At 62.0% G+C, this 21,559-nt stretch carries 16 protein-coding genes and 1 pseudogene; 8 read left to right on the top strand and 9 right to left on the bottom strand.

The genetic code is table 11. The features are described 5' to 3' along the window. Positions 1–84 precede the first annotated feature (84 nt). From deoA to xapA, 5 genes are all read right to left on the bottom strand, one after another. A complete protein-coding gene (gene deoA / locus GYK42_RS24460) occupies positions 85–1,407 on the bottom strand; it encodes a thymidine phosphorylase (RefSeq protein ID WP_166449604.1) in 1,323 nt (440 codons plus the stop codon). Between the two features lie 170 nt (positions 1,408–1,577). Then, positions 1,578–3,959 (bottom strand): aldehyde dehydrogenase family protein, encoded by a 2,382-nt coding sequence (locus GYK42_RS24455; protein ID WP_431190185.1) that lies wholly within the window; start codon positions 3,957–3,959, stop codon positions 1,578–1,580. A gap of 12 nt (positions 3,960–3,971) precedes the next feature. Further along, positions 3,972–4,931, bottom strand: a complete 960-nt coding sequence (deoC, locus tag GYK42_RS24450) for a deoxyribose-phosphate aldolase (RefSeq protein WP_166449603.1) — start codon at positions 4,929–4,931, stop codon at positions 3,972–3,974. Continuing rightward, positions 4,928–6,121: a phosphopentomutase gene (locus tag GYK42_RS24445; RefSeq protein WP_166449602.1), complete on the bottom strand. Its 1,194-nt coding sequence runs from the start codon at positions 6,119–6,121 to the stop codon at positions 4,928–4,930. The genes deoC and GYK42_RS24445 overlap by 4 nt, the downstream gene beginning before the upstream one ends. Before the next feature lie 120 nt (positions 6,122–6,241). Beyond that, complete coding sequence (gene xapA, locus GYK42_RS24440; protein WP_128140502.1) at positions 6,242–7,081, bottom strand: xanthosine phosphorylase; 840 nt, start codon at positions 7,079–7,081, stop codon at positions 6,242–6,244. A 365-nt stretch (positions 7,082–7,446) separates the two neighbouring features. Here xapA and GYK42_RS24435 point away from each other — a divergent pair, with 365 nt between their 5' ends. The 7 genes from GYK42_RS24435 (at position 7,447) to GYK42_RS24405 (ending at position 15,580) form a co-directional block, all read left to right on the top strand. Then, positions 7,447–8,604: a PfkB family carbohydrate kinase gene (locus tag GYK42_RS24435; protein WP_166449601.1), complete on the top strand. Its 1,158-nt coding sequence runs from the start codon at positions 7,447–7,449 to the stop codon at positions 8,602–8,604. A 3-nt stretch (positions 8,605–8,607) separates the two neighbouring features. Then, positions 8,608–9,537 (top strand): pseudouridine-5'-phosphate glycosidase, encoded by a 930-nt coding sequence (locus GYK42_RS24430; protein ID WP_166449600.1) that lies wholly within the window; start codon positions 8,608–8,610, stop codon positions 9,535–9,537. 85 nt (positions 9,538–9,622) lie between these two features. Continuing rightward, on the top strand, positions 9,623–10,525 hold the full coding sequence (locus GYK42_RS24425; RefSeq protein WP_166449599.1) for a LysR family transcriptional regulator: 903 nt from the start codon (positions 9,623–9,625) through the stop codon (positions 10,523–10,525). 396 nt (positions 10,526–10,921) lie between these two features. After that, positions 10,922–11,917: a BMP family lipoprotein gene (locus GYK42_RS24420; RefSeq protein ID WP_046685486.1), complete on the top strand. Its 996-nt coding sequence runs from the start codon at positions 10,922–10,924 to the stop codon at positions 11,915–11,917. 81 nt (positions 11,918–11,998) lie between these two features. Continuing rightward, a complete protein-coding gene (locus GYK42_RS24415) occupies positions 11,999–13,528 on the top strand; it encodes an ABC transporter ATP-binding protein (RefSeq protein ID WP_166449598.1) in 1,530 nt (509 codons plus the stop codon). After that, positions 13,525–14,604 carry an ABC transporter permease gene (locus GYK42_RS24410; RefSeq protein ID WP_166449597.1) on the top strand — a complete coding sequence of 360 codons (1,080 nt, stop codon included), beginning with the start codon at positions 13,525–13,527 and terminating at the stop codon, positions 14,602–14,604. Before GYK42_RS24415 ends, GYK42_RS24410 begins: the two co-directional genes overlap by 4 nt. A gap of 4 nt (positions 14,605–14,608) precedes the next feature. Next, positions 14,609–15,580, top strand: coding sequence for an ABC transporter permease (locus GYK42_RS24405; RefSeq protein ID WP_166449596.1), 972 nt, complete (start codon positions 14,609–14,611; stop codon positions 15,578–15,580). Positions 15,581–16,001: 421 nt separating this feature from the next. Here the strand turns inward: GYK42_RS24405 and GYK42_RS29400 are convergent. After that, positions 16,002–16,586 (bottom strand): annotated as a pseudogene (locus tag GYK42_RS29400) (NUDIX domain-containing protein); the annotation flags it as partial. 75 nt (positions 16,587–16,661) lie between these two features. Here GYK42_RS29400 and GYK42_RS24395 point away from each other — a divergent pair. After that, positions 16,662–17,426 carry a DeoR family transcriptional regulator gene (locus GYK42_RS24395; RefSeq protein WP_166449594.1) on the top strand — a complete coding sequence of 255 codons (765 nt, stop codon included), beginning with the start codon at positions 16,662–16,664 and terminating at the stop codon, positions 17,424–17,426. 36 nt (positions 17,427–17,462) lie between these two features. Here the strand turns inward: GYK42_RS24395 and GYK42_RS24390 are convergent, their stop codons facing one another. From GYK42_RS24390 to GYK42_RS24380, 3 genes are read right to left on the bottom strand one after another with little or no spacing between them, the layout of a single operon-like run. Beyond that, positions 17,463–18,533, bottom strand: coding sequence for a S1/P1 nuclease (locus tag GYK42_RS24390; protein WP_166449593.1), 1,071 nt, complete (start codon positions 18,531–18,533; stop codon positions 17,463–17,465). A gap of 2 nt (positions 18,534–18,535) precedes the next feature. Further along, the gene (locus tag GYK42_RS24385; protein ID WP_166449592.1) at positions 18,536–19,765 is read right to left on the bottom strand and encodes a phospholipase D-like domain-containing protein; all 1,230 of its coding nucleotides are present in this window, start codon (positions 19,763–19,765) and stop codon (positions 18,536–18,538) included. An 18-nt stretch (positions 19,766–19,783) separates the two neighbouring features. Next, positions 19,784–21,493 (bottom strand): bifunctional metallophosphatase/5'-nucleotidase, encoded by a 1,710-nt coding sequence (locus tag GYK42_RS24380; RefSeq protein WP_166449591.1) that lies wholly within the window; start codon positions 21,491–21,493, stop codon positions 19,784–19,786. Positions 21,494–21,559: the final 66 nt, after the last annotated feature.

The raw sequence follows: 21,559 nt of genomic DNA, 5'->3' as shown, positions 1-21,559 counted from the left end.
TCATTAAGGCCGGGGTCAGACCCTCAACACCGCCAACGCATAGCTCAGCGCCATCGCAGACGGGGGTCTGACCCCAGTTGTAAACTACGGACGAATGGTACGGTAAATCACGGGATTGGCCGTCAACGCCACCGCGCTGATGTCATACGCTTCCTGGATTTCCCTGACGGCTTGCTGCGCCGCCGCTTCCGTGCGCGCGTGCACCATGGCCAGCGGCTGGCCCACGGCCACTTGCTCGCCCAGGCCCACCAGGTCCGTCAGGCCGACGGCGAAATCGATGCTGTCCGTCGGACGGCGGCGGCCACCGCCCAGGGCCACCACGGCCAGGCCGATGGCGCGGCAATCGCGCACGTTGGCAAAACCGGCCGACAGCGCTGGCGCAGGCACGATGAATGGCGCTGTTTCCAGGTGCTTGTCCGGATGTTCGACCAGGTCGGCCGGGCCGCCCAAGGCCGACACCATGCGCGAGAATCGCTCGGCAGCTTCGCCCGAATCGAGGGCCGCCATCAATTTCACGCGCGCCGCCTCTTCGGTGGCGGCCAGGCCGCCCAGCACCAGCATCTCGGCGCACAGCGCCAAAGTAACTTCGTGCAGGCGCGCGGGACGCGAACGGCCCGTCAGGTAATCCATGGCGCCGCGCACTTCCAGCGCATTGCCCGCGTACGGCGCCAGCGACTCGTTCATATCCGTCAGAATGGCCGACGTCTGCATGCCCGCGCCATTGCCGACGGCGACGATGCTCTCGGCCAGCTCCACCGATTTGTCATAGGTCGGCATGAAGGCGCCCGTGCCCACTTTCACGTCCATCACCAGCGCGTCCAGCCCGGCCGACAGTTTCTTCGACAGGATGGAGCCGGTGATCATGGCCACCGATTCCACCGTGGCGGTGACGTCGCGGATGCTGTAGAAGCGCTTGTCGGCCGGCGCCAGCTGCGCCGTCTGGCCGATGATGGCCACGCCGATATCCTGCACCACCTTGCGGAACAGTTCATTGTCCGGCACCGTGCAATAGCCTGGAATGGCGTCGAACTTGTCCAGGGTGCCGCCCGTGTGGCCCAGGCCGCGGCCAGAGATCATCGGCACGTAGCCGCCGCACGCGGCGACCATGGGGCCCAGCAGCAGGGAGACCACGTCGCCCACGCCGCCCGTCGAATGCTTGTCGACGATGGGTCCCGGCAGGTTCAGCGAACGCCAGTCCAGCACGTGGCCGGAATCGCGCATGGCCAGGGTGAACGCCACGCGCTCGTCCATATTCATGTCGTTGAAATAGACGGCCATGCCCAGCGCCGCGATCTGGCCTTCACTGACGCTGCCGTCAGTGATGCCACGCACGAAAAACTGGATTTCCTCGGCGCTCAATACGCCCTTGTCGCGCTTCTTGCGAATGATTTCCTGGGTTAAAAACATGATAGCTCCCGATGTACTATTCAAATTCTGATGTCGATCCAGCGGCCTTGTCGGATTACGCCCTGCGGGCTAATCCGACCTACGCAGCTTGCTGGTGAAAGCAACTTGGGGCCGGAGTCCCGACGCATCGCTGCGCGGGAGACCCGGCCCCACTATCCTGCTCTACAACCTTAAACGCCGTAAGGAATCCACACGTTTTTCACTTGCGATGCATGCGCCAGCACGGCACGGCCACCGCTTTGCGCGGCGCTGTACCAGTCGCGGCCCTTCGCGCCGCCGACCCAGGTGCGCTTCAGGGTGCCGGCCGACAGGCGCTCGACTTCCGCGCAACCGTCGGCGGAGCCGTCATGGCGCCAGACGGCGTCGATGTCGGCGTGCGTGGCCAGGGTACGGGCCAGTTCATCGGCGTTGCCGCTGATAATGTTGACGACGCCGCCCGGCAAGTCGGACGTATCGAACACCTGGTACAGATCCAGCGCGGAAAGCGGATGCGCTTCCGAAGGCACCACCACCACGCGGTTGCCCAGTGCGATGGCCGGCGCCACGAGCGAAATGAAGCCGAGCAATGGCGCTTCATTCGGGCAGACGATGCCGATCACGCCGACCGCTTCGTTCAGCGCCACGGTGATGCCCTTGGTTGGCGGCTGGTGCGCCAGGCCGTCGTATTTGTCGGCCCAGGCGGCGTAGTAGAACAGGCGTTCGATCGATGCCTGCACTTCCTTCTCGGGGTTTTTACTGCCCGTCATGGCGGCGATGCGGGCGGCGAATTCGTCGGCGCGCGCTGCCAGATTTTCGGCGATGTAGTACAGCACTTGCGCGCGGTTGTGCGCCGTGGCGCTGGTCCAACCGGACGCTTTATGGGCCGCTTCGACGGCGTTGCGGATGTCCTTGCGGCTGCCCACGCCCACTTCGGCCAGCAGGGCGCCGTTCGCGCCGAACACGGGCGCGCTGTAGGCGCTGTCAGGGCGCGCCTGCTTGCCGCCGATGTACATCTTGGCCGTGCGGTCGATGGCGAACGGATCGGCTGGCGCCGGCTTCACATTGGCCTTGGCTTTCGCTTCCACCACCGGCAGGGCCGGACGCGCATCTTCGGCCAGGGCCGTCATGTATTCCAGCATGCCTTCGCGGCCGCCTTCACGGCCGAAGCCCGATTCGCGGTAGCCGCCGAAGCCGCACGCCGCATCGAACTGGTTGGCGCTGTTGATCCATACCACGCCAGCCTTGATGGCGGGAGCGATATCGAGGGCCAGGCTGATCGACTCTGTCCACACGCTGGCGGCCAGGCCGTACACCGTGTTGTTCGCCAGCTGCACCGCTTCGGGCGGCGTGCGGAAGCTCATGGCCACCAGCACGGGGCCAAAGATTTCAGCCTGTGCCACGGCAGCCGAAGTCGACGCGCCCGTGATCAGGGTCGGCGGGAACCAGGAGCCATCAAGCGGCAGTTCGCACGCCGGCTGCCACACGTCGCAGCCTTCGGCACGGGCCGAATCGACCAGCGCGGCGATGCGCTGGCGCTGCACCGGATCGACCAGCGCGCCCACGTCCATCGATTTGTCCAGAGGCGAACCGAGACGCAGGTTTTCCATGCGTGCGCGCACCTTGTTCAGGAAGCGCTCCTGGATCGATTCCTGCACCAGCAGGCGCGAGCCGGCGCAGCACACTTGCCCCTGGTTGAACCAGATCGAATCGACCAGGCCTTCCACGGCGCCATCGAGGTCCGCGTCTTCGAAGACGATGAATGGCGACTTGCCGCCCAGCTCCAAGGAGAGCTTCTTGCCGCTGCCGGCCGTCGCTTCGCGGATCAAGCGGCCCACTTCGGTCGAACCCGTAAAGGCGATCTTGTCGACGCCGGGGTGGTTGACGATGGCCGAGCCGACCTTGCCGTCGCCGGTGACGATATTGACCACGCCGGCCGGCACGCCCGCCTGCAGGCACAGTTCGGCGAACAACATGGCCGTCAACGACGTGAATTCGGCCGGCTTGAAGACCACCGTGTTACCGGCGGCCAGGGCCGGGGCGATTTTCCACGACAGCATCAGCAGGGGGAAATTCCAGGGCACGATCTGGCCCACCACGCCTACGGCGCGGTAGTCGGCGAATTCTTCCGACTGCAGCTGCGCCCAGCCGGCGTGATGGTAGAAATGGCGCGCGGCCAGCGGCAGGTCGATATCGCGCGTTTCGCGGATGGTCTTGCCGTTGTCCAGGGTTTCCAGCACGGCGAACAGGCGCGAGTGCTTTTGCAGCAGACGGGCCAGCGCGTACATGACTTTCGCGCGGCCATGGCCGCCCATGCCCTGCCATACGGGCAGCGCGCGGCGCGCCGCTTCGACGGCGCGTTCCACGTCGGCGTCGGTCGCTTGCGTCAGCTCGGCCAATTGCGTGCCGTCGGCAGGATTGGTCGAGGCGAACAGTTCCGCCGGCGCGCTCCAGGCATTATCGATGAACAAACCGAATGTGCGCTGGTGGCCATCGAGCCACGCCTGCGCTTCTTTTTGACTTTCGGGAGCAGGGCCGTAGTCCATAGTATTGAGAATCTCGTTAATTGTTGGCATGACGATTGTTCTTTAAGGTTGTGCGTGACGATGATTGGCCGAGTAGCTGCCGGTGACGTAGTGCTCGAGCTGGCGCTCGATGTCGGTCAGCAGGCTGGAAGCGCCGATGCGGAACAGGTGCGGCTGCAGCCATTCGTTGCCCAGTTCTTCCTTCATCAGGGTCAGGTATTGCAGCGCGCTCTTGGCCGAGCTGACGCCGCCGGCCGGCTTGAAGCCCACCTGGAAGCCCGTCTGCTCGTGGTATTCGCGGATCGTGCGCACCATCGTCAGGGCCACGGGAATGGTGGCGTTCACGCCCTCTTTACCGGTGGAGGTCTTGATGAAATCGGCGCCGGCCATCATGCAGACCCACGACGCCTTGGCCACGTTTTCCATGGTCAGCAAGTCGCCCGTGGCAAGAATCGCCTTCACGTGCGCGTCGCCGCAAGCCTTGCGGTAAGCGAGCATTTCGTCGTACAGCACTTGCCAGTTGCCGTTCAAAACGTGCTGGCGCGTGATGACGATATCGATCTCGGAAGCACCTGCGGCGACCGACAGTTCGATCTCGCGCAGCTTCGTTTCCATGCTCGTCAGGCCGGCCGGGAAACCCGTCGACACGGCGGCGATGGGCAAACGGCCCTGGATGACTTTCACGGCCGGCTGGATCATCTCGTGGTACACGCACACGGCGCCGGTGCTCAGGTCCTTCAGGCTCAGGGCGTCCATCAGGTCGGCGCGCAGCGGGCGCATGGCCTTCATGCACAGGCGTTCGACTCTGCCCGGCGTATCGTCGCCGCCCAGGGTGGTCAAGTCGATCATCTGGATGGCTTTCACCAGCCAGGCGGCCTGGTATTCCTTTTTCACGGTGCGGCGGTTCGCCAGGCTGGCCGCGCGGCGGTCTGTCGCGGCGCGGTTGACGCGGATCTGGTTGATCCAGCCCAGGTCGAGGCCAACGGCCTCGTTACGCTTGAATTCGGGGTGCATGAGTGTCATAACAAGCTGGTTCCATTAGCAAGTGGTGGTACGCCAAGGTGCGTGGCGAGGGTTTGGCCAATATCGGAGAAGGTCTCGGAAATGCCCAGCGCGCGCGGAGCGACGCCGGGGCCGAAGAAGATCATCGGTATGTGTTCGCGGGTGTGGTCGGAGCCGTGCCAGGTGGGGTCGCAGCCATGGTCGGCGGTGATCACGACCAGGTCGCCCTCCTTGAGCTTGGCCATGAATTCCGGCAGGCGCGCATCCATTTCGCGCAGCGCGTCGGCATAGCCTTCAACGTTGCGGCGGTGGCCGAAGGCCTGGTCGAAATCGACGAAGTTCACGAAGGTGAGCGACTTGTCCTGCACTTCATCGGCCGTCTTCAACAGCGCTTCGAACAGCGCCATGTTGTCGACGCCCTTGACGACGCGCGAGATGCCCTGGGTGGCGAAAATGTCGCTGATCTTGCCCAGGCCGACGACTTCGCCGCCCGCATTCTTGACGTGGTCGAGCAGGGTCGGCGCGGGTGGCGCGACGGCGTAATCGTGGCGGTTGGACGTGCGCGTGTAGTTGCCATTGCTGCCCGTGAACGGGCGGGCGATGACGCGGCCGATATTGTACGGCTCGACCAGCTTGAAGGCCATCTCGCACACTTCGTACAGGCGTTCGAGGCCGAACGATTCTTCGTGCGCGGCGATCTGCATCACCGAGTCGCCCGACGTATAGATAATCAGCTTGCCGGTGGCGACGTGCTCGTCGCCATGCTTGTTGATGATGTCCGTGCCCGAGGCATGGCAGTCGCCAAGGAAACCCGGCACGCCCGACATGGCCTTGAGCTTGTCGGTCAGGTCGGCCGGGAACGATGGCGTGGTGCGGGGAAAATATCCCCAGTCGAATTCGACGGGCACGCCGGCGATTTCCCAGTGGCCGCTCTGCGTGTCCTTGCCGGTGGAGCGCTCGCGCGCCGCGCCGTAGGCACCGGTGAAACCGTCGCGCTGGTCGAAGCCCGTGGCCCATTCGCCGCTGGCCAGGTGCGCCGCGGCGCCCAGGCCCAGGCGTTCCATGTTCGGGAGTTTCAAGGTCTTGCCGCTTTTGGCGACAGTGCTGGCAATGTGGCCAAAGGTATTGGCACCTGCGTCGCCATACTTGGCGGCGTCTGGCGTCGCGCCAAGGCCGAAGGAATCAAGCAGGAGGATAAATGCGCGTGACATGATAAGGCTCGCTTTATGGAGTGATGCGAAGATGATGCAAACAGTGTAGGCCGGATTTTCCCGGCCTGCCGCGCGGCAGCGCCGCTAAGTGGCGCGCCGCTACTGCGTCAAGAAAAGTGCTTAGGCTTGCGGTTTGGTGGCGACGGTGGCCAGGAAAGCCAGGATCAGCTTGACCAGGTCTTTCGCGCCGATGGCCGCGTATTTCAGGGTTTGTTCGTGCGACAAGGCGAATGGCGACATGCCTTCGGCCAGGTTGGTGATGACGGATACGCCCACCACTTTCAGGTCGCAATGACGGGCCGACACCACTTCCGGCACCACGGACATGCCGACCGTGTCGGCGCCCAGGCGGGCCATCATGCGGATTTCGGCGGCCGTCTCGAAGTTCGGGCCAGGGTAGGCGACGAACACGCCTTCGTGCAGCGTGATGCCGTTCGAAGCTGCCGTGTCCTTGACCAGATTGCGCAGGTCCGCATCATAGGCGTTGGCCATGCTGAAGAAGCGCGGGCCGAAGCGGTCGTCGTTCGGGCCGACCATCGGCGTGCCTGGCAGCAGGTTGATATGGTCGCTGATGGCCACCAGGCTGCCGGCGTCCACTTCAGGGCGCAGGGAACCGGCTGCGTTGGTGACGAACAGCATTTCGCAGCCCAGCAGTTTCAAGGTGCGGATGGCGCTCGTCATCACGCCCATGCCATAACCTTCGTAGAAGTGGCCACGGCCCTTCATGCAAACGACGGCGACGCCCGACAGGGTGCCGATCACCAGTTCGCCCGCATGGCCATGCACGGTGCTGATCGGGAAGCCCGGCAATTCGTCAAAGCTGATGCTGACGGCGTCCGTCATCTGCTCGGCCAACACACCCAGGCCGGAGCCGAGGATCATCGCCACGCGCGGCTTGAAATTTTCAGGAGCGCGGGCACGGATGATTTCGGCGGCGTGGAAAGGGGTGTTGTTCGACATGGTTATCCTCTGATTGATTGATGATTGGTTGCTGCCTGCGCGGCCGTGTCCGGCGAAGAACTGCGGCCCAGGTATCGGGTATGTATGGTGTTACAGGTATATCGAAATGCGTATTGTCTCTATTTGCCGCCACTATGCATCAAACGGAATATGTATGGCAAATACCATTTTTCTTGCCCATTTATACAATTCAAATATAAATGGCCGATATTATAGTCGAGGCAAGCCCAGGCCCGCTATCCCCGGAAAATGCATGCATACAAGCTCCATACGAAGGTTTTTCGCAGGCACTTGACACGAGCTTGACACTAACAAGACAAATGTTTACAGTTCCAGACAAATGTTTAAACCTCAGCGAAAACCTAGTGACCGACACCAATAAAAAAGACCAGCTGTACACGCTGATCCGCAACAACCCCTTCATCTCGCAGCAAGACCTGGCGAGCGAGCTGGGCTTGTCGCGCTCGGCCGTCGCCGGCCACATCGCCGGATTGATACGCGAACGCCGCCTGCTGGGACGCGCCTACGTGCTGCCCGACAGCCGCCCCGTGCTGTGCATAGGCGCAGCCAACCTCGACCGCAAGATGCGCACCCTGGCCACCTTGCAGATGGGCACCTCGAATCCCGTGCGTTCGGAAGAAGTATTTGGCGGCGTGGGCCGCAACATCGCGGAAAACCTGGCCCGCCTGTCGATCCCCGTGGCCCTGCTGACGGCGCTGGGCGACGATGCGGCCGGCCACGCCCTGCAGACGCACGCGGAAGACGCGGGCATCGATATGCGCGGCAGCCTGCATCTGAGCAACACCAGCAGCGGCACCTACACGGCCGTGCTCGACGAACATGGCGAAATGCTGCTGGCGATGGCCAACATGCAACTGTACGAACAGTTGACTCCGGCCTTTTTGCACAGCCGCCAGCCGCAGCGCGCCGCCGCCGCCCTCACCGTCTGCGACCTGAACCTGGGCCACGACAGCGTGCAGGCACTGCTGGCCGATGCGCGCCAGGACGCGGCCCACGCGACGCCGCTCGTCATCGTCGCCGTCTCGCAGCCGAAGATGGCGCACCTGCCGCAAGACCTGACGGGCTTGCATTTGCTGATACTGAACCGAGGCGAACTGGAAACGCGCGTGGCGCGGGCCCTGCCCACGGCAGCCGACCTGCGCGCCGCCTGCCGCGAAGTGCAACGCCAGGGCGCGCGCCAGGTGATCGTCACCTGCGGTAGCGAAGGCGTGTACTTCACGGAGGGTGACAATCTTGATGCGCCTATCGTCCACCTGGCCGCGCGCGAAGTGGACGCCGTCGACGTGACGGGCGCCGGCGACGCTTTTTCCGCCGCCGTCTGCTGGTCGCTGTACCACGACAGCAGCGATTTAAAACTGGCCTGCCGGCGCGGCCTGAAGCTGGCCGCCATGACCCTGGAATCGGCGGCCACCGTTTCCCCCCAGATTTCCGCCGGCGCGCTCGACGATATCGACGACGCCGACCTGGCGCCGCCTCCCCCTACCCTCTTTCAACAGGACTGAACCATGACCCAATTACAGAATTTCCTCTTGTTCTCGCAAGAAGTGCTAGCCGCGCGCGCCGCCGGCAAGGCCATCGTGGCACTGGAATCGACCATCATTTCGCACGGCATGCCGTATCCGCAAAACGTGGAAATGGCGCGCGAAGTGGAACAGATCATCCGTGACGGCGGCGCCGTACCGGCCACCATCGCCATCATCGATGGAAAAATCTGCGTGGGTCTGTCGCCCGAGCAGCTGGAACTGCTGGGCACCTCGCCCGACGCCATGAAGGTCAGCCGCCGCGACTTGCCGTTCGTCCTGTCGCAAGGCAAGCTGGGCGCCACCACCGTGGCCGCCACCATGATCTGCGCGGAACTGGCCGGTATTGCCGTGTTCGTCACGGGCGGCATCGGCGGCGTGCACCGCGGCGCGGAAACGAGCTTCGACATTTCCGCCGACTTGCAGGAACTGGCGCAAACCTCAGTCGCCGTCGTCTGCGCGGGCGTGAAATCCATCCTCGACATCGGCCTCACCCTGGAATACCTGGAAACGCATGGCGTGCCCGTCATCAGCGTGGGCCAGGAAGGTTTTCCCGCCTTCTTTACGCGCGAAAGCGGCTTCAAGGCTGATTTCCGCCTCGATACGGCTGCCGAACAGGCCGCTTTCATCGGCACCAAATGGCAGCTGGGCTTGACAGGCGGCGTGGTCGTCAGCAATCCCGTGCCGGCCGCGCAAGCGATGCCGAAGGAAGAGATCGATGCCATCACTGCGCAAGCGCTGCAGGAAGCGGATGCAGGCGGCGTGAAAGGCAAGCAGGTCACGCCTTTCCTGCTGTCGCGCATCAAGCAACTGACGGATGGCCGCAGCCTGGCGACGAATATCGCCCTCGTCAAGCACAATGCCAAAGTTGGCACAGCGCTGGCCATTGCCATGCAGGCAGTCGTGGCACGATAATAGGACTGCTGTAAAGAAAGCGCGCGTACCTTCACGGGTCTGCGCGCCGTTCCATAGCCTAGCAACACGCAACGCCAAGGAAAGCATGTCCATCGATCTGAAACAGTTAAAGTATTTTCTTGCCGTTGCTGAGGAGAAAAGCTTCAGCCGCGCCGCCGAGCGCCTGCATATCTCGCAGCCGCCCCTGAGCCAGCAGATCATGAAACTGGAAAGCGAACTGGGCGTGCGCCTGTTTGCGCGCACCACGCGCACCTTCGAGCTGACCGTGGCGGGCAAAGCGCTGATGAACGAAGCAGCCGACCTGCTGGCCAAGATGCGCATGACCATCGACACCATCCGCCAGATCGACCGCGGCGAAGTGGGCCGCTTGCGCGTGGGCATCGTCGGCTCGGCCATGTGGGGCCCTATCCCCAGCCTGCTGGAAGAATTCCAGACCAAATTCCCCCGCGTCACCTGGACCATCCATGAATTCGGTCCCACGGTGCAATACGAAGCCTTGCGCGCCAAGCAGATCGACGTGGGCTTCTGGCGCGAACCCAAACTCAACGACGACGACTTGCGTCACGACAATCTACGTCAGGAACTGTGCTTCCGCGAAAACGTCTGCGTGGCCGTCAATGAACACCATCCGCTGGCGAAAAACACGTCCATCGAACTGATCGACATCGCCGAAGAGCCGATGCTGACCCTGAATCTCGACAAATCCGCGTTTCCCCGCTACCTGGTGCAATGCTGCATCAACGCCGGTTTCGAACCCGTGATTTTCCAGGAAGCGAGCGAGCCGCAAACCCTGCTGGCCATGGTGGGCGCGGGCCTGGGCGTGACCCTGGTGCCGGAAACGACAAGCCGCATCGGCTGGCCCGGCGTCGTCTTTCTACCCATCAAGACCAATCCGCCGTCGGCGAATCTGTACATCAGCTACACCACGCTGGACGACGCACCCGTCGTGCGGGCCTTCCTGAACATTCTCAATCCCCCATCGGCCTGACGCGACCCGGCCTGACGTGGCCAATTTATATGGCTTTCATATAAATAGTTAAACAAAAACGTATTTGTCATACATATCTGGCATGATGCATAGTGATTCGGACGCCCATCGCGGCGCCGGTCCCGTGCTTGCCCTGCCCGTCCACTGACGGCGCATCCCAGCCCGCTCCGGCAGCCCTATTCGATGTTGTACCTATAAAAGAGACGGGGTGCGACTGTTGCATGAGCATCACACTGACGATATGAAAGCAGACGAGGTCAGCAATGATCTTGTGCAATACAGTGCAATGTTGATAAGGAATTATCACCTCGTGCATCAAAAACAGGCTAAATCGGCCCCAAATTATATGTTTCACCTATAAAAAATATACAATATCGATCTTCCAGGAGCCAATTCATGAAACTTACACAATTTAGTTTGACGATCGCAGCCGTATTTCTGACTGCTCAAGCGTCCGCGGCTACCCCAAAACTGGGTGTCGTGTATGACGCGGGCGGCAAGTTCGACAAGTCGTTCAACCAATCCGCTTTCGAAGGCGCATCGCGCTTCAAAAAAGACACGGGCATTTCCTTCATCGAAGTACAGGCATCGAGCGATACGCAAGCCGAGCAAGTCATGCGCGGCCTGGCCCGCAAGAAACTCGACATGATCGCCGCCATCGGCTTTGCGCAAACGCAAGCCGTGCAAAAAGTCGCCAAGGAATTCCCGAACGTGAAATTCGTGCTGATCGATGGCCAGGCCGCCGGCAGCAACGTCAATTCCGTCGTCTTCAAGGAAGAAGAAGGCTCCTACCTGGTGGGCGTGGCTGCGGCCATGGCCAGCAAGAGCAAGAAAGTCGGCTTCATCGGCGGCATCGATATTCCCCTGATCCGCAACTTCGCCTGCGGCTACGCGCAAGGCGCGAAGGCCGTCAATCCGAAGACGGAAATCACGCAAAACATGGTCGGCACCACGTCCGGCGCCTGGAATGACCCGGCCAAGGGTGGCGAATTGGCCCGCTCGCAATTCGAGCGCGGCGTCGATGTCGTCTTCGCCGTCGCCGGCGGCAGCGGCATGGGTACCCTGCAAATGGCCAAGGAAAAAGGCAAGCTGGCCATCGGCGTCGATTCGAACCAGAATCATCTGTATCCAGGCAGCATCCTGACCTCGATGGTCAAGCGCGTCGACAACACGGTCTATGACAGCTTCATGCAAGTCAAGAACGGCACCTGGAAGGGCGGCGTCAGCTATAAAGGCTTGAAAGAAGGCGGCGTGGATTGGGCTCTCGATGAGAACAACCGCAAGCTGATTACGCCGGAAATCGAAAAGCGCGTGTTGGGTGCGCGTAAGGACATTATCGATGGCAAGATCAAAGTGATCGATTACCGCGTAGGCAGCAGCTGCCCGGTTTAATTTTTCTCCGTATCTTTTAGCGCGCCGCCGGGGCCAGTCTCCGCGCGGCGCGTTTCCATGAAACTATCCAGTTATGAACCTATGCAGCCAGCAGTAGAATTTCGCAGCATTTCCAAGCATTTTGGACATGTGAAGGCGAACGCCGACGTCAGCTTCTCCATCGCCAAGGGCAGTATCCATGGCCTGGTGGGGGAAAATGGCGCCGGCAAATCGACCTTGATGAGCATCCTGTACGGGTATTACCGTGCCGACGGCGGAGAAATCCTGCTCGACGGAAAAGTACAGCCTATCCGCAACAGCCAGGAAGCGATCAACCTCGGCATTGGCATGGTGCACCAGCATTTCATGCTGGTCGAGAACTTCACCGTCCTCGACAATATCATGCTGGGCACGGAAGGCGGTTTTCGCCTGGCCAGCCACCGTACGGAAGCGGAAGCGAAATTGCGCGAAATTTGCGCGCGCTACCGCCTCGACGTCGACCCGCTGGCGAAGATTGAAGACCTGTCCGTCGGCGCGCAGCAGCGCGTGGAAATCCTCAAGCAGATTTACCGCAGCGCCAATATCCTGATCCTCGACGAGCCGACGGCCGTGCTGACGGCCCAGGAAACAGCCTCGCTGTTTGAAATCCTGCGCCTGTTCAAGGAACAAGGCAAGACCATCATCCTGATCACGCACAAGCTGCAAGAGATCTTGGAAATCACCGATAACGTCACCGTCATGCGCGGCGGCACGGTGGTCGGCGCCGTGGCGACCGCCGGCACCTCGAAAGAGGAACTGGCCAACATGATGGTGGGCCGCCCCATCCAGAGCCATTTGCCGCGTGCACCGTACAATCCGGGCGCCATGGTGCTGGAAGTGGACGGCTTGCAACTGGCCGACGATCAGCAAGTCAAATTGCTGGCCGACATAGGTTTCAACTTGCGCGCCGGCGAAATCGTCGCCATCGCGGGGGTATCCGGCAATGGCCAGAGCGAGCTGCTGGAAATTCTGTCGGGCATGCGCCTGCCCACCTCGGGCAAGCTGCGTTTTCTCGACAAAGACTTGCCGTTTGCCAAGCGCCACGATGCCGACGGCTTGCCGCTGGCCTTCCGCGAGCTGGGCATCGCCCACATTCCGGAAGACCGCTTGCGCGATGGCGTGGTGAAAAATTTTTCCGTCATGCAAAACACCATCCTCGGTTACCAGGACCACCTGAAAAACCGCTGGGGCCTGTTCAACTTCAAGGCCATCGGCGCCCGCTGCGCGGAACTGCTGAAGACCTTCGACGTGCGTCCGGCCAATCCGGACCTGCGCATCGGCTTGCTGTCGGGCGGCAACCAGCAAAAGGTGGTGATCGCGCGCGAAGTGCTGGCCAAGCCGAAACTGATGCTGGTGGGCCAGCCCACGCGCGGCGTCGACATCGGCACCATCGAAAGCATCCATACGCAATTGCTGGCCCTGCGCGACGCAGGCGTGGCGATCCTGCTGGTGTCCGTCGAACTGGAAGAAGTGCGGGCGCTGGCCGACCGCATTCTGGTCATGTGCGGCGGACGCATCACCGGCGAACTGAAAATTGAAGAATTCGATACCACCCGCATCGGTCTGTTGATGGGGGGAATGCATAAATCATGAATAACGACTTGCCACGCTGGGCGACAGCCTTTGTCATGCCCATGTTAAACCTGCTGTCGGCCTTGCTGGTCGCGGCCCTGGTCATTTATATGCTCGGTGAAGACCCGGCCGAATCGCTGTCCATCCTGGTCCACAGCGCCATCCTCAATCCGGAAGGCTTGAGCTACACCCTGTTCTACGCCAGCACCTTCATTTTCACGGGCCTGTCGGTCTCCGTGGCGATGCAGGCCGGCCTGTTCAATATCGGTTCCGAAGGCCAGATGTATATCGGCGGCCTGGGCTTGACGGTGGCCATGCTGGCCTTCGATCAGACCCTGCCCGCTTGGGCTTTGATACCGGCAGCCATGATCGGCGCGGCCCTGTTCGGCGCGCTGTGGGGCTTCCTGCCTGGCTACCTGCAAGCCAAGCGCGGCAGCCACATCGTCGTCACCACCATCATGTTCAACTTCATCGCCGCCAGCCTGATGAACTTCATTATCGTGAAGTATCTGATTCCGCCGGGCGAGCAGAACACGGCCAGCCGCGTGTTTGCGGAAAGCGGCGAAATGCCGCGCCTGTCCACCTGGTTCCCGTCGCTGGGCGACACGCCGCTGAACATCAGCTTTATCCTGGCGATCGCCGCGCTGGTCATCTATGGCGTGATGGTCTGGCGCTCGTCGTGGGGCTTCAAGCTGCGCGCCACGGGTCTCAACAAGCATGCGGCCCACTATGCGGGCGTGTCGATCAGCAAGATGATCATCATCGTCATGCTGATCTCGGGCGCGCTGGCGGGCTTGGGTTCCGTCAATTCCATCATGGGTTCGACGCATTATTTGTCGCTGAACTTCGTTGGCGGCGCCGGTTTCATCGGCATCGCCATCGCCCTGATGGGCCGCCAGCATCCGGTCGGCATCTTCCTGTCGGCCGTGCTGTTCGGCGCGCTGATCCAGGGTGGCTTCGACTTGTCGCTGGAAAAACCGAATATCCCGACCGAAACGTTCATTTTCATCCAGGGCTTGATCATCCTGTTCTGCGGCGCCATGGAAAACTTCTACGCACCGGCCATTTCCGCCCTGCTCAAGCGCACCAAAGGCTAACACCATGACACTCGACGACTTTCAATTCGCCAGCATCCTGGTATCGACCGTGCGCAATGCGCCCGTCCTGATCTTTGCCGCCATGGCCGGCCTGTTTGCCGAACGCAGCGGCATGATCGACATCGGCCTGGAAGGCAAGATCCTGGCCAGCGCGTTTGCTTCCGCCGCCGTGGCCTACACGACGCAAAACCCGTACTACGGCATGGCTGCCGGCATGCTCGTGTGCGTGGCCCTGGCCTTGCTGCAGGCCTACGTCAGCATCACGCAAAAGGGCAACCAGCTGGTGGCCGGCATGGCGATCAATATCGCCATGAGCGGACTGACGTTCGTGCTGGCGCAATTCTTCTTCCAGCAAGGCGGCCGCACGCCCGACCTCGGTTCGGCGCGTCTGTTCGATGTCGTCTTGCCGGGCACGCAGTACGTGGAGCACATCCCGTTCATCGGCTGGGTCTACGCTCACCTGATCGGCGGCCATTCCATCCTCGTCTACGTGGCGTTCCTGTTGATCCCGCTCGTGCACTGGCTGTTGTACCACACGCGCTTCGGCTTGCGCCTTCGCGCCTGCGGCGAAAACCCGCATGCGGCCGACTCCGCCGGCGTGAGCGTGGAAGCGACGCGCTACCTGGCCATGCTGGTGGCCGGCATCCTGTGTTCGTTCTCGGGCGCGTATCTTGCCATCGTGCAAAGCGGCTTCTTCCTGCGCGACATGTCGGCCGGCGCCGGCTACCTGGCCCTGACGGCCATGGTGTTCGGCAACTGGCGTCCCGTCTACACATTCCTCGGCTGTCTGATGTTCGGCTTCTTCGCCGCCATCCAGATCCAGATCGAAGGCGTGGACTTGCCCGTCGTGGGCCGTATCCCCGGCTCGCTGATCCAGATGGTGCCGTACGTGGTCACCGTGATCGTGCTGGCAGGCTTGATGGCGAAATCCATCGCGCCGAAGGCGATCGGCGTTCCATTCGTCAAATCGCGCTAAGTTTCAGCGAGCGCTGACAAAAAAGCGAAGCCCCCGGGCTTCGCTTTTTTTATGCCTGAGCAATCTCGTCCAGCGAGAAAAACACGGCCAGACCCAGGCTGCGCGCCACTTCCACCATCTGGTCGGCCCCCTGGGACGCGCCGCCGAGACGCAGCACGGCATCGCAATGACTGAGCAATCTCGTCGCATGCGCGTGAAACAATTCCTCATACACGGCATCGCCCACCCGGGTGGAACCGGCCAGCGCCAGCATGGGCAAGGCCAGCCATTCACCGAGCACGGGCATGTGCCCCTTGGCGTACAGCGGCATGCAGACGGCTTCCATGGCCGCCACATTCGCCGCCATCAGGGCGGGATCGTCGCCCGTGCCGGAGCGATACGGGCCGGCAACGAGTATCTGCATGCCCCGCTTCAACGGCATCAGTTGCAGCTGCGCATGCTGTAACAGCATGATGGTCTTGCCATCGCAGATGCGGCCATCGGCGACCATCCGCATTGCCTGCGCCAGCGGCAATTCCAGCACTTCGATATCTTCGCCTTCATGCGCCAGGCCGCCGCCATCGCCGATGCGGCTGGCGGGATCGTATTCGGCAACAAAGAAATGCAGGCGCTCCGTCACGGAGCCGGGACTCATGAAGGCCTGGAATATCTTGTGCACCTGCCCCACCCGGTAACCGGTTTCCTCTTCCACCTCGGCGCGGATGCGCTGCTCCGCGCTAGCCTCTTCCAGCAAGCCGGCCGCTGATTCGATGAGGAAACCATCGTGGCCTGCGCGATAGGTGGGAAAGCGAAACTGGCGGATCAGGATCACCGTGCGTTTGACTTTGTTGTAGAGCAGGATGGTGGCCCCATCACCGCGGTCGTAGGTTTCCCGCGTCTGCGTCTGCCACTGGCCATCGCGGCGCAGATAGTCGAACGTGGTCTTTTGCAGCAGATACCAGTCATGCGACAGGGTCTGCACCTGCTGGATGCGCACCCGTTCCTGTTTGCTATTTTCTTTGTGCATGTCGCCTCCTTGTGCTTGTCTTTTCAGACTTTATCATGCAAACTCGTGCAATATCAAGAAAATCCAAGAAAAATCGTGCTAACACATCAACGCAAACAATACCTGCTGGACTTGCTCCAGCGCGAAGGACAGATCGTCGCCAAGGCCGTCAGCGATAGTCTGGGCTTGTCGGAAGACACGATACGGCGCGACCTGCGCGAGCTGGCGAAAGAAGGGCTATTGCAACGCGTGCACGGCGGCGCCCTGCCCTTACTGCCGCGTTCGCCCGCGCTGGCAGCGTTTGCGGCCCGCGAACAGCTTTCGCCGGAAGCCAAGCCTGCCATCGGCCGCGCAGCAGGCGGCATGATACAAACGGGGCAAGTGGCATTTCTCGATGGCGGCACGACCGCCGTGCAACTGGCGCGCCAGCTGCCGCGCGACTTGCGCGCCACCATCGTCACGCACAGTCCATCGATTGCCGTTGAACTGGTGAATCACCCAGGCATCGAGGTGCTGATGCTGGGCGGGCGCCTGTACAAGCACTCGATCGTGGGCGTCGGCGCGGCCACCGTGGAAGCCATCGGCCGCATCCGCGCCGACCTGTATTTCATGGGCGTGTCCAGCCTGCATCCGCAAGCTGGCATCACCACCGGGGATTACGAAGAAGCGTGCGTAAAACGCGCGCTCAGCGACGCGTCGGCCCGTACCGTCGTGCTGGCGTCGCCGGAAAAATTCAACACAGCTTCGCCGTTCCAGATCGCGCCCTTGAGCCAGGTCAACGACATCATCGTGCACCGCGACGTGGACGACGCCCTGGTGGCGCCCTACCGCGAAATGGGAATTGCCGTCACCCTGGCATGAAAAAAGCGGCCCGCAGGCCGCTTTCGAATGACATCGTTACTGCGGCCAGATCGCCTGCAACACGGCCGCCAGGTGATAGCCGCACTCGATCAGCTGCTGCTTGGCCAGCGCCGAGCTGGGCACGGGATAATTATCTGGCACAGTCAAACTCCAGACGTTGTAGACCTCGCCCTTGCGGCTCGTATGCTGCGTGGCCGGGCCGGCCACCACGTCCGTGAAAGCAATTTTTGAGGCCGCCAACGAGGCATCGGCCCACTGATACGGCCAGGTGGCAGGGTCGCCGGTGTTGCTGCTCACTTGTGGCTGGCTGGCGATCACGGTGCGCGCGAACTGCTGCGGCGTGCGCGTGCTCAGGCGGCGCATGGCGTAATCGACCACGGTCGTATCCCAATACGAATGCAGGGGCTTGGTGGGAGACTTCGGATAGCTACTTACCGGCTTGGCCGCGCCATCGTCGGCCGGCAGCGGCGCAGGGATCACGGCATCGGATAGCGCCGTCATCTTCGCATCGTCGAGCAGCAAGTCGTTGCCGCCGCGCGCATTGAAAATGGTGACGTCGTCGATCTGCGCCTGCGTAACGGGCGCGAAAAACTGGCCATCCTTGCCAACAAATGCATTACCCACATGCAGCGGCTGGTGGATATCGCCCACCAGGTGCGTGATCAGGATCAATGCTTCGCGCTGGCTGAAGCCGTGCGGATTGCTGGCCGCATCAGCCTTGCCTTGCAACACCAGGATCGCCTGCTTGAGCGTCTGCACGATATCGTCGTCGGCCGTGCCCACGCCATGGTCGTGATAGTGCGCGTTCTGGAACGGCACGTTCGTGTAATGGTATTCGCCATGCTTGGGATTGGCCGCCACATAGCTCAGCATTTCCGGTGTTTGCGGGCCGCAATACGTGCCCTTCACGCAATCAGGCCAGTTGGCGATCTTTTCCAGGCTTTCGCCCGGCAGCAGCAATTTCGCCACTTGCGCCTGCGCCGCGCTACCCTTGAGCAATTGATCGGCGATGGCGCCCACGGCCCGGTGGCCATCATTGCCCCAGGCCAGCACATTGCCGGAAGCAAAAGCGGCACCCAGCGCCAGCACGGTCATCAATTTTTTCACGCTTACTCCTTTGCTTGTGGCGCAGCCTTGGCCGGCTTCGGATACTGCTTGTTGATATCGATCGGCTGCGCATACGCCGAGCTCCACGTCTGCTCATGCAGCGCGGCAATACGCTGCGCCATCTGTTCATTGCGCAGCACCACTTCCAGGTTGCGCGACAAGTCGAAATAGCCGCCCGCCCAGTTGCTCGTGCCGACCCAGGCCAGCTTGCCGTCGATGGTCATGGTCTTGCTGTGGATCACGCGCGCAAACGGAATGAAGCCCGTCGATGCCGTCGGCAAGGTGACGATGCGAATTTCCACGTTCGGCACCAGGGCCAGGCTTTTCAGGTAGGCAATGGCCGGCGCTTCCGTATTCCAGCTTGATACCATCAGCTTGATCTTCACGCCGCGCTGGGCAGCCGCGCGCACGGCGTTGTCGATCACGGCATAATACGGCCGCGTGCGGTTCGGGCCGTACGACAGCGGCGCGTAGTCGAGCAACTGGATGCGCACTTCGTTTTGCGCTTGCGCCAGCAAGGCGGGCAAGCCCGTTTCCGAGTCGCCCACGCCGGCCGGGTTGTAGGCATTCGGGCTGGCCAGCAAGAAAGCGTTCTGCGCGTAGTTGGCGGGCACCACCTTGCCGTTGAGAACCGTGGCGCGGCTGCCCTGCGACGTCAATGCCTGGGCTTGCCAATCCTGTTCGAAAATCGCCTGCACCTGGCCAACCATGGCGGCTTCCGTGATTTTCAAGCCCGTCTCATGGATGTGCTCGAACGAGCGCCAGTCGAAATTCTGGCTGCCGATGTACGCCACCTGGCCATCGACGGCCAGGTATTTCGCGTGCACGATGCCGTTGCCCGTCACCTTGTTGAAATCGATCAGGCGCAAGTCCAGGTTGGGAATCGCCTTGAGCTGCGCGATGGTGGCCGCTTCCGACAGGCCCACGCCCTTCTGGTCCAGCAGGAAGCGGATTTTTACGCCGCGCTGGCCGGCCGCCGTCAGGCTGGCCAGCACTTTTTCAAAAGCCGTGCCCGGTTTGCTGACGGCGTAGAACTGGGCGATGACGATCTCTTTCTTTGCACCATCGAACAGCTCGCTCCATACGGCAACAGGCTCGCGCAGGTCGGGATTGGTCAAGCTCGTTTCCACGGGCGACGTGTGCACCAGCTCAAAGCCGGGAATGGTGAAATCGGCGTGGGCCGTACCCGCGAACAGGCTGGACAGAACTATAGAAACAAATAAGCGACGCATGGTTTTTCCTGGTAAATGTTATTTGACGCGCACGATGCGGCCCGCCGCCGTGGCGCTGCCTGCCGGCTTGCCGGCGCGCGCGCGGGAGATCAGATAGTCGCTGAAGGCGTCGATGTCGCGCACGCCCGTGTCCAGGCGGCGCGTGCCGGCCGCCAGCACGGTAAATCGGTCGCCGCCGCCGGCCAGGAAACTGTTGGCGGCGACACGGTATTGTTGATTGTCTTCAAGAGGAATGCCATTGAGCATGATGCTGCCCGGCAGCACGCGCTGGCCTTGCGGCTGCGTGCTGTCCCAGCGGTAGCTAAAACCTTCGGACACTTGCAGCAGGTTGCTGTCTTCCGCTTCGGCGCCCGGCCATTGCTGCTCGAGCAAGGTACGGATTTGAGCGCCGGAAAGACTCACGACGATCAAGGTATTGCCGAACGGGACCACGGCCTGGTTCTGGCCCACGTTCGTCATCAGGTCGGAGCCCGCTTCCAGGTCCTTGCGGATGCCGCCATTATTCATCAGGCCGATTTGTGCACCGGCGGCGCGCGTGCCGAACAGGGTGCTGTCGGCCACCAGGTCGCCCAGTGGAGAAGCGCCACTGCCCTTGGTGCTGCGGCTCACGTTCGGCACGGCAATGACGGCCACGGGACGCGACAGTTCCGCCGCACTGCGCTGCTTGACCGATTCCAGGTAGGCTGCCACTGCCGGGTCCGGCTCATACATGCCTGGCAGCATGACGACGTTTTGCGCGCTGGCATCGATCAGCGCATTCTTGACGGGATCGACCTTGAGCTTGATGCGCGTCAACATGTGTCCGCCCATCTGCGCCTGGGTCACCAGCCGGCCATCGACGCGGCACAGATAGCCCTGGTGCGAATGACCGCTGATGACGAGCTGAATGGCCGGGTCGAGGCGTTTCACCACGTCGACCACTTCACCCTTCAAGTGGCTGCAATCGGGCTGGTCGACGGCTTCCTTCGTCTCGCCGCCCTGGTGCAGCAGCACGACGAACACGCCCACGCCTTGTGCGCGCAATTGCGGCAAGGTCGCATTGATAGCGTCGGCTTCATCGCCAAACTGCAGGCCGGCAATGCCGGCGGCCGTCACCACGGACGGCGTATCTTTCAGCACGGCGCCGATCAGGCCCACCTTGACGCCATGCGCTTCTTCGATGCGGTAGGCCGGCAGCAGGGACTTGCCCGTCTGCGTGTCGATCACGTTGGCCGCCATATAGGTATAGCTGGCGCCCTTGAAGTCAGGCGTGAACTTGCACGCCTTGTCGGCGCGCGAGGACTCGCAGCCGCCGCGCTGCTGGCGCAGCAATTCCGCCTTGCCCTGGTCAAATTCATGGTTGCCGACGGAACTGGCCTTCATGCCCAGCATGTTCATGGCCACGATGCTCGGTTCGTCCGCCCACAGCGCCGACATGGCGGGGCTGGCGCCGACCAGGTCGCCATTGCCGACAAAGATCAGCTGCGCGTCTTCACGGCGCCACGCCGTCAATGCACCGGACAAGGTATCGATACCGCCGGCCTGCACCGTCTTGCGCTCGGCATCGGCGGCGCTCGTGTAGGTAAATTTGCTGCGCTCGAGGTTGCCGTGGAAGTCGTTCAGGGCGACCAGGTTCACTTCAATCGGCCCGCTCGGCGCAGCCTGTGGCGCGGAAGCGAAATTGCTGCAGCCGGACAGGATGAGGATCAGGGTCGCAGCAGCGACCGGAGTGCGTAGGAAGTGAGCCATGGAATCGATATTTCTTGAAAAAAGGAAAGAGTAAACCATCTTGTCTATAAAAAAAACGGCTGGTGT

Source organism: Janthinobacterium lividum (genome assembly GCF_011601275.1).
GTDB classification, from domain to species: domain Bacteria; phylum Pseudomonadota; class Gammaproteobacteria; order Burkholderiales; family Burkholderiaceae_D; genus Janthinobacterium; species Janthinobacterium lividum_E.
Note: the sequence above shows the minus strand (reverse complement) of the source record. Positions and strands in the feature narration are given on the sequence as shown.

Bases quoted from the DNA above. Each gene is read 5' to 3' on its own strand.
- GYK42_RS24415 (WP_166449598.1), top strand. From the start codon at position 11,999: ATGCAGCCAGCAGTAGAATTTCGCAGCATTTCCAAGCATTTTGGACAT.
- xapA (WP_128140502.1), bottom strand. From the start codon at position 7,081: ATGTCGAACAACACCCCTTTCCACGCCGCCGAAATCATCCGTGCCCGC.
- GYK42_RS24420 (WP_046685486.1), top strand. From the start codon at position 10,922: ATGAAACTTACACAATTTAGTTTGACGATCGCAGCCGTATTTCTGACT.
- GYK42_RS24445 (WP_166449602.1), bottom strand. From the start codon at position 6,121: ATGTCACGCGCATTTATCCTCCTGCTTGATTCCTTCGGCCTTGGCGCG.
- GYK42_RS24380 (WP_166449591.1), bottom strand. From the start codon at position 21,493: ATGGCTCACTTCCTACGCACTCCGGTCGCTGCTGCGACCCTGATCCTC.
- GYK42_RS24455 (WP_431190185.1), bottom strand. From the start codon at position 3,959: ATGCCAACAATTAACGAGATTCTCAATACTATGGACTACGGCCCTGCT.
- GYK42_RS24410 (WP_166449597.1), top strand. From the start codon at position 13,525: ATGAATAACGACTTGCCACGCTGGGCGACAGCCTTTGTCATGCCCATG.
- GYK42_RS24430 (WP_166449600.1), top strand. From the start codon at position 8,608: ATGACCCAATTACAGAATTTCCTCTTGTTCTCGCAAGAAGTGCTAGCC.
- GYK42_RS24385 (WP_166449592.1), bottom strand. From the start codon at position 19,765: ATGCGTCGCTTATTTGTTTCTATAGTTCTGTCCAGCCTGTTCGCGGGT.
- deoA (WP_166449604.1), bottom strand. From the start codon at position 1,407: ATGTTTTTAACCCAGGAAATCATTCGCAAGAAGCGCGACAAGGGCGTA.
- GYK42_RS24425 (WP_166449599.1), top strand. From the start codon at position 9,623: ATGTCCATCGATCTGAAACAGTTAAAGTATTTTCTTGCCGTTGCTGAG.
- deoC (WP_166449603.1), bottom strand. From the start codon at position 4,931: ATGACACTCATGCACCCCGAATTCAAGCGTAACGAGGCCGTTGGCCTC.
- GYK42_RS24405 (WP_166449596.1), top strand. From the start codon at position 14,609: ATGACACTCGACGACTTTCAATTCGCCAGCATCCTGGTATCGACCGTG.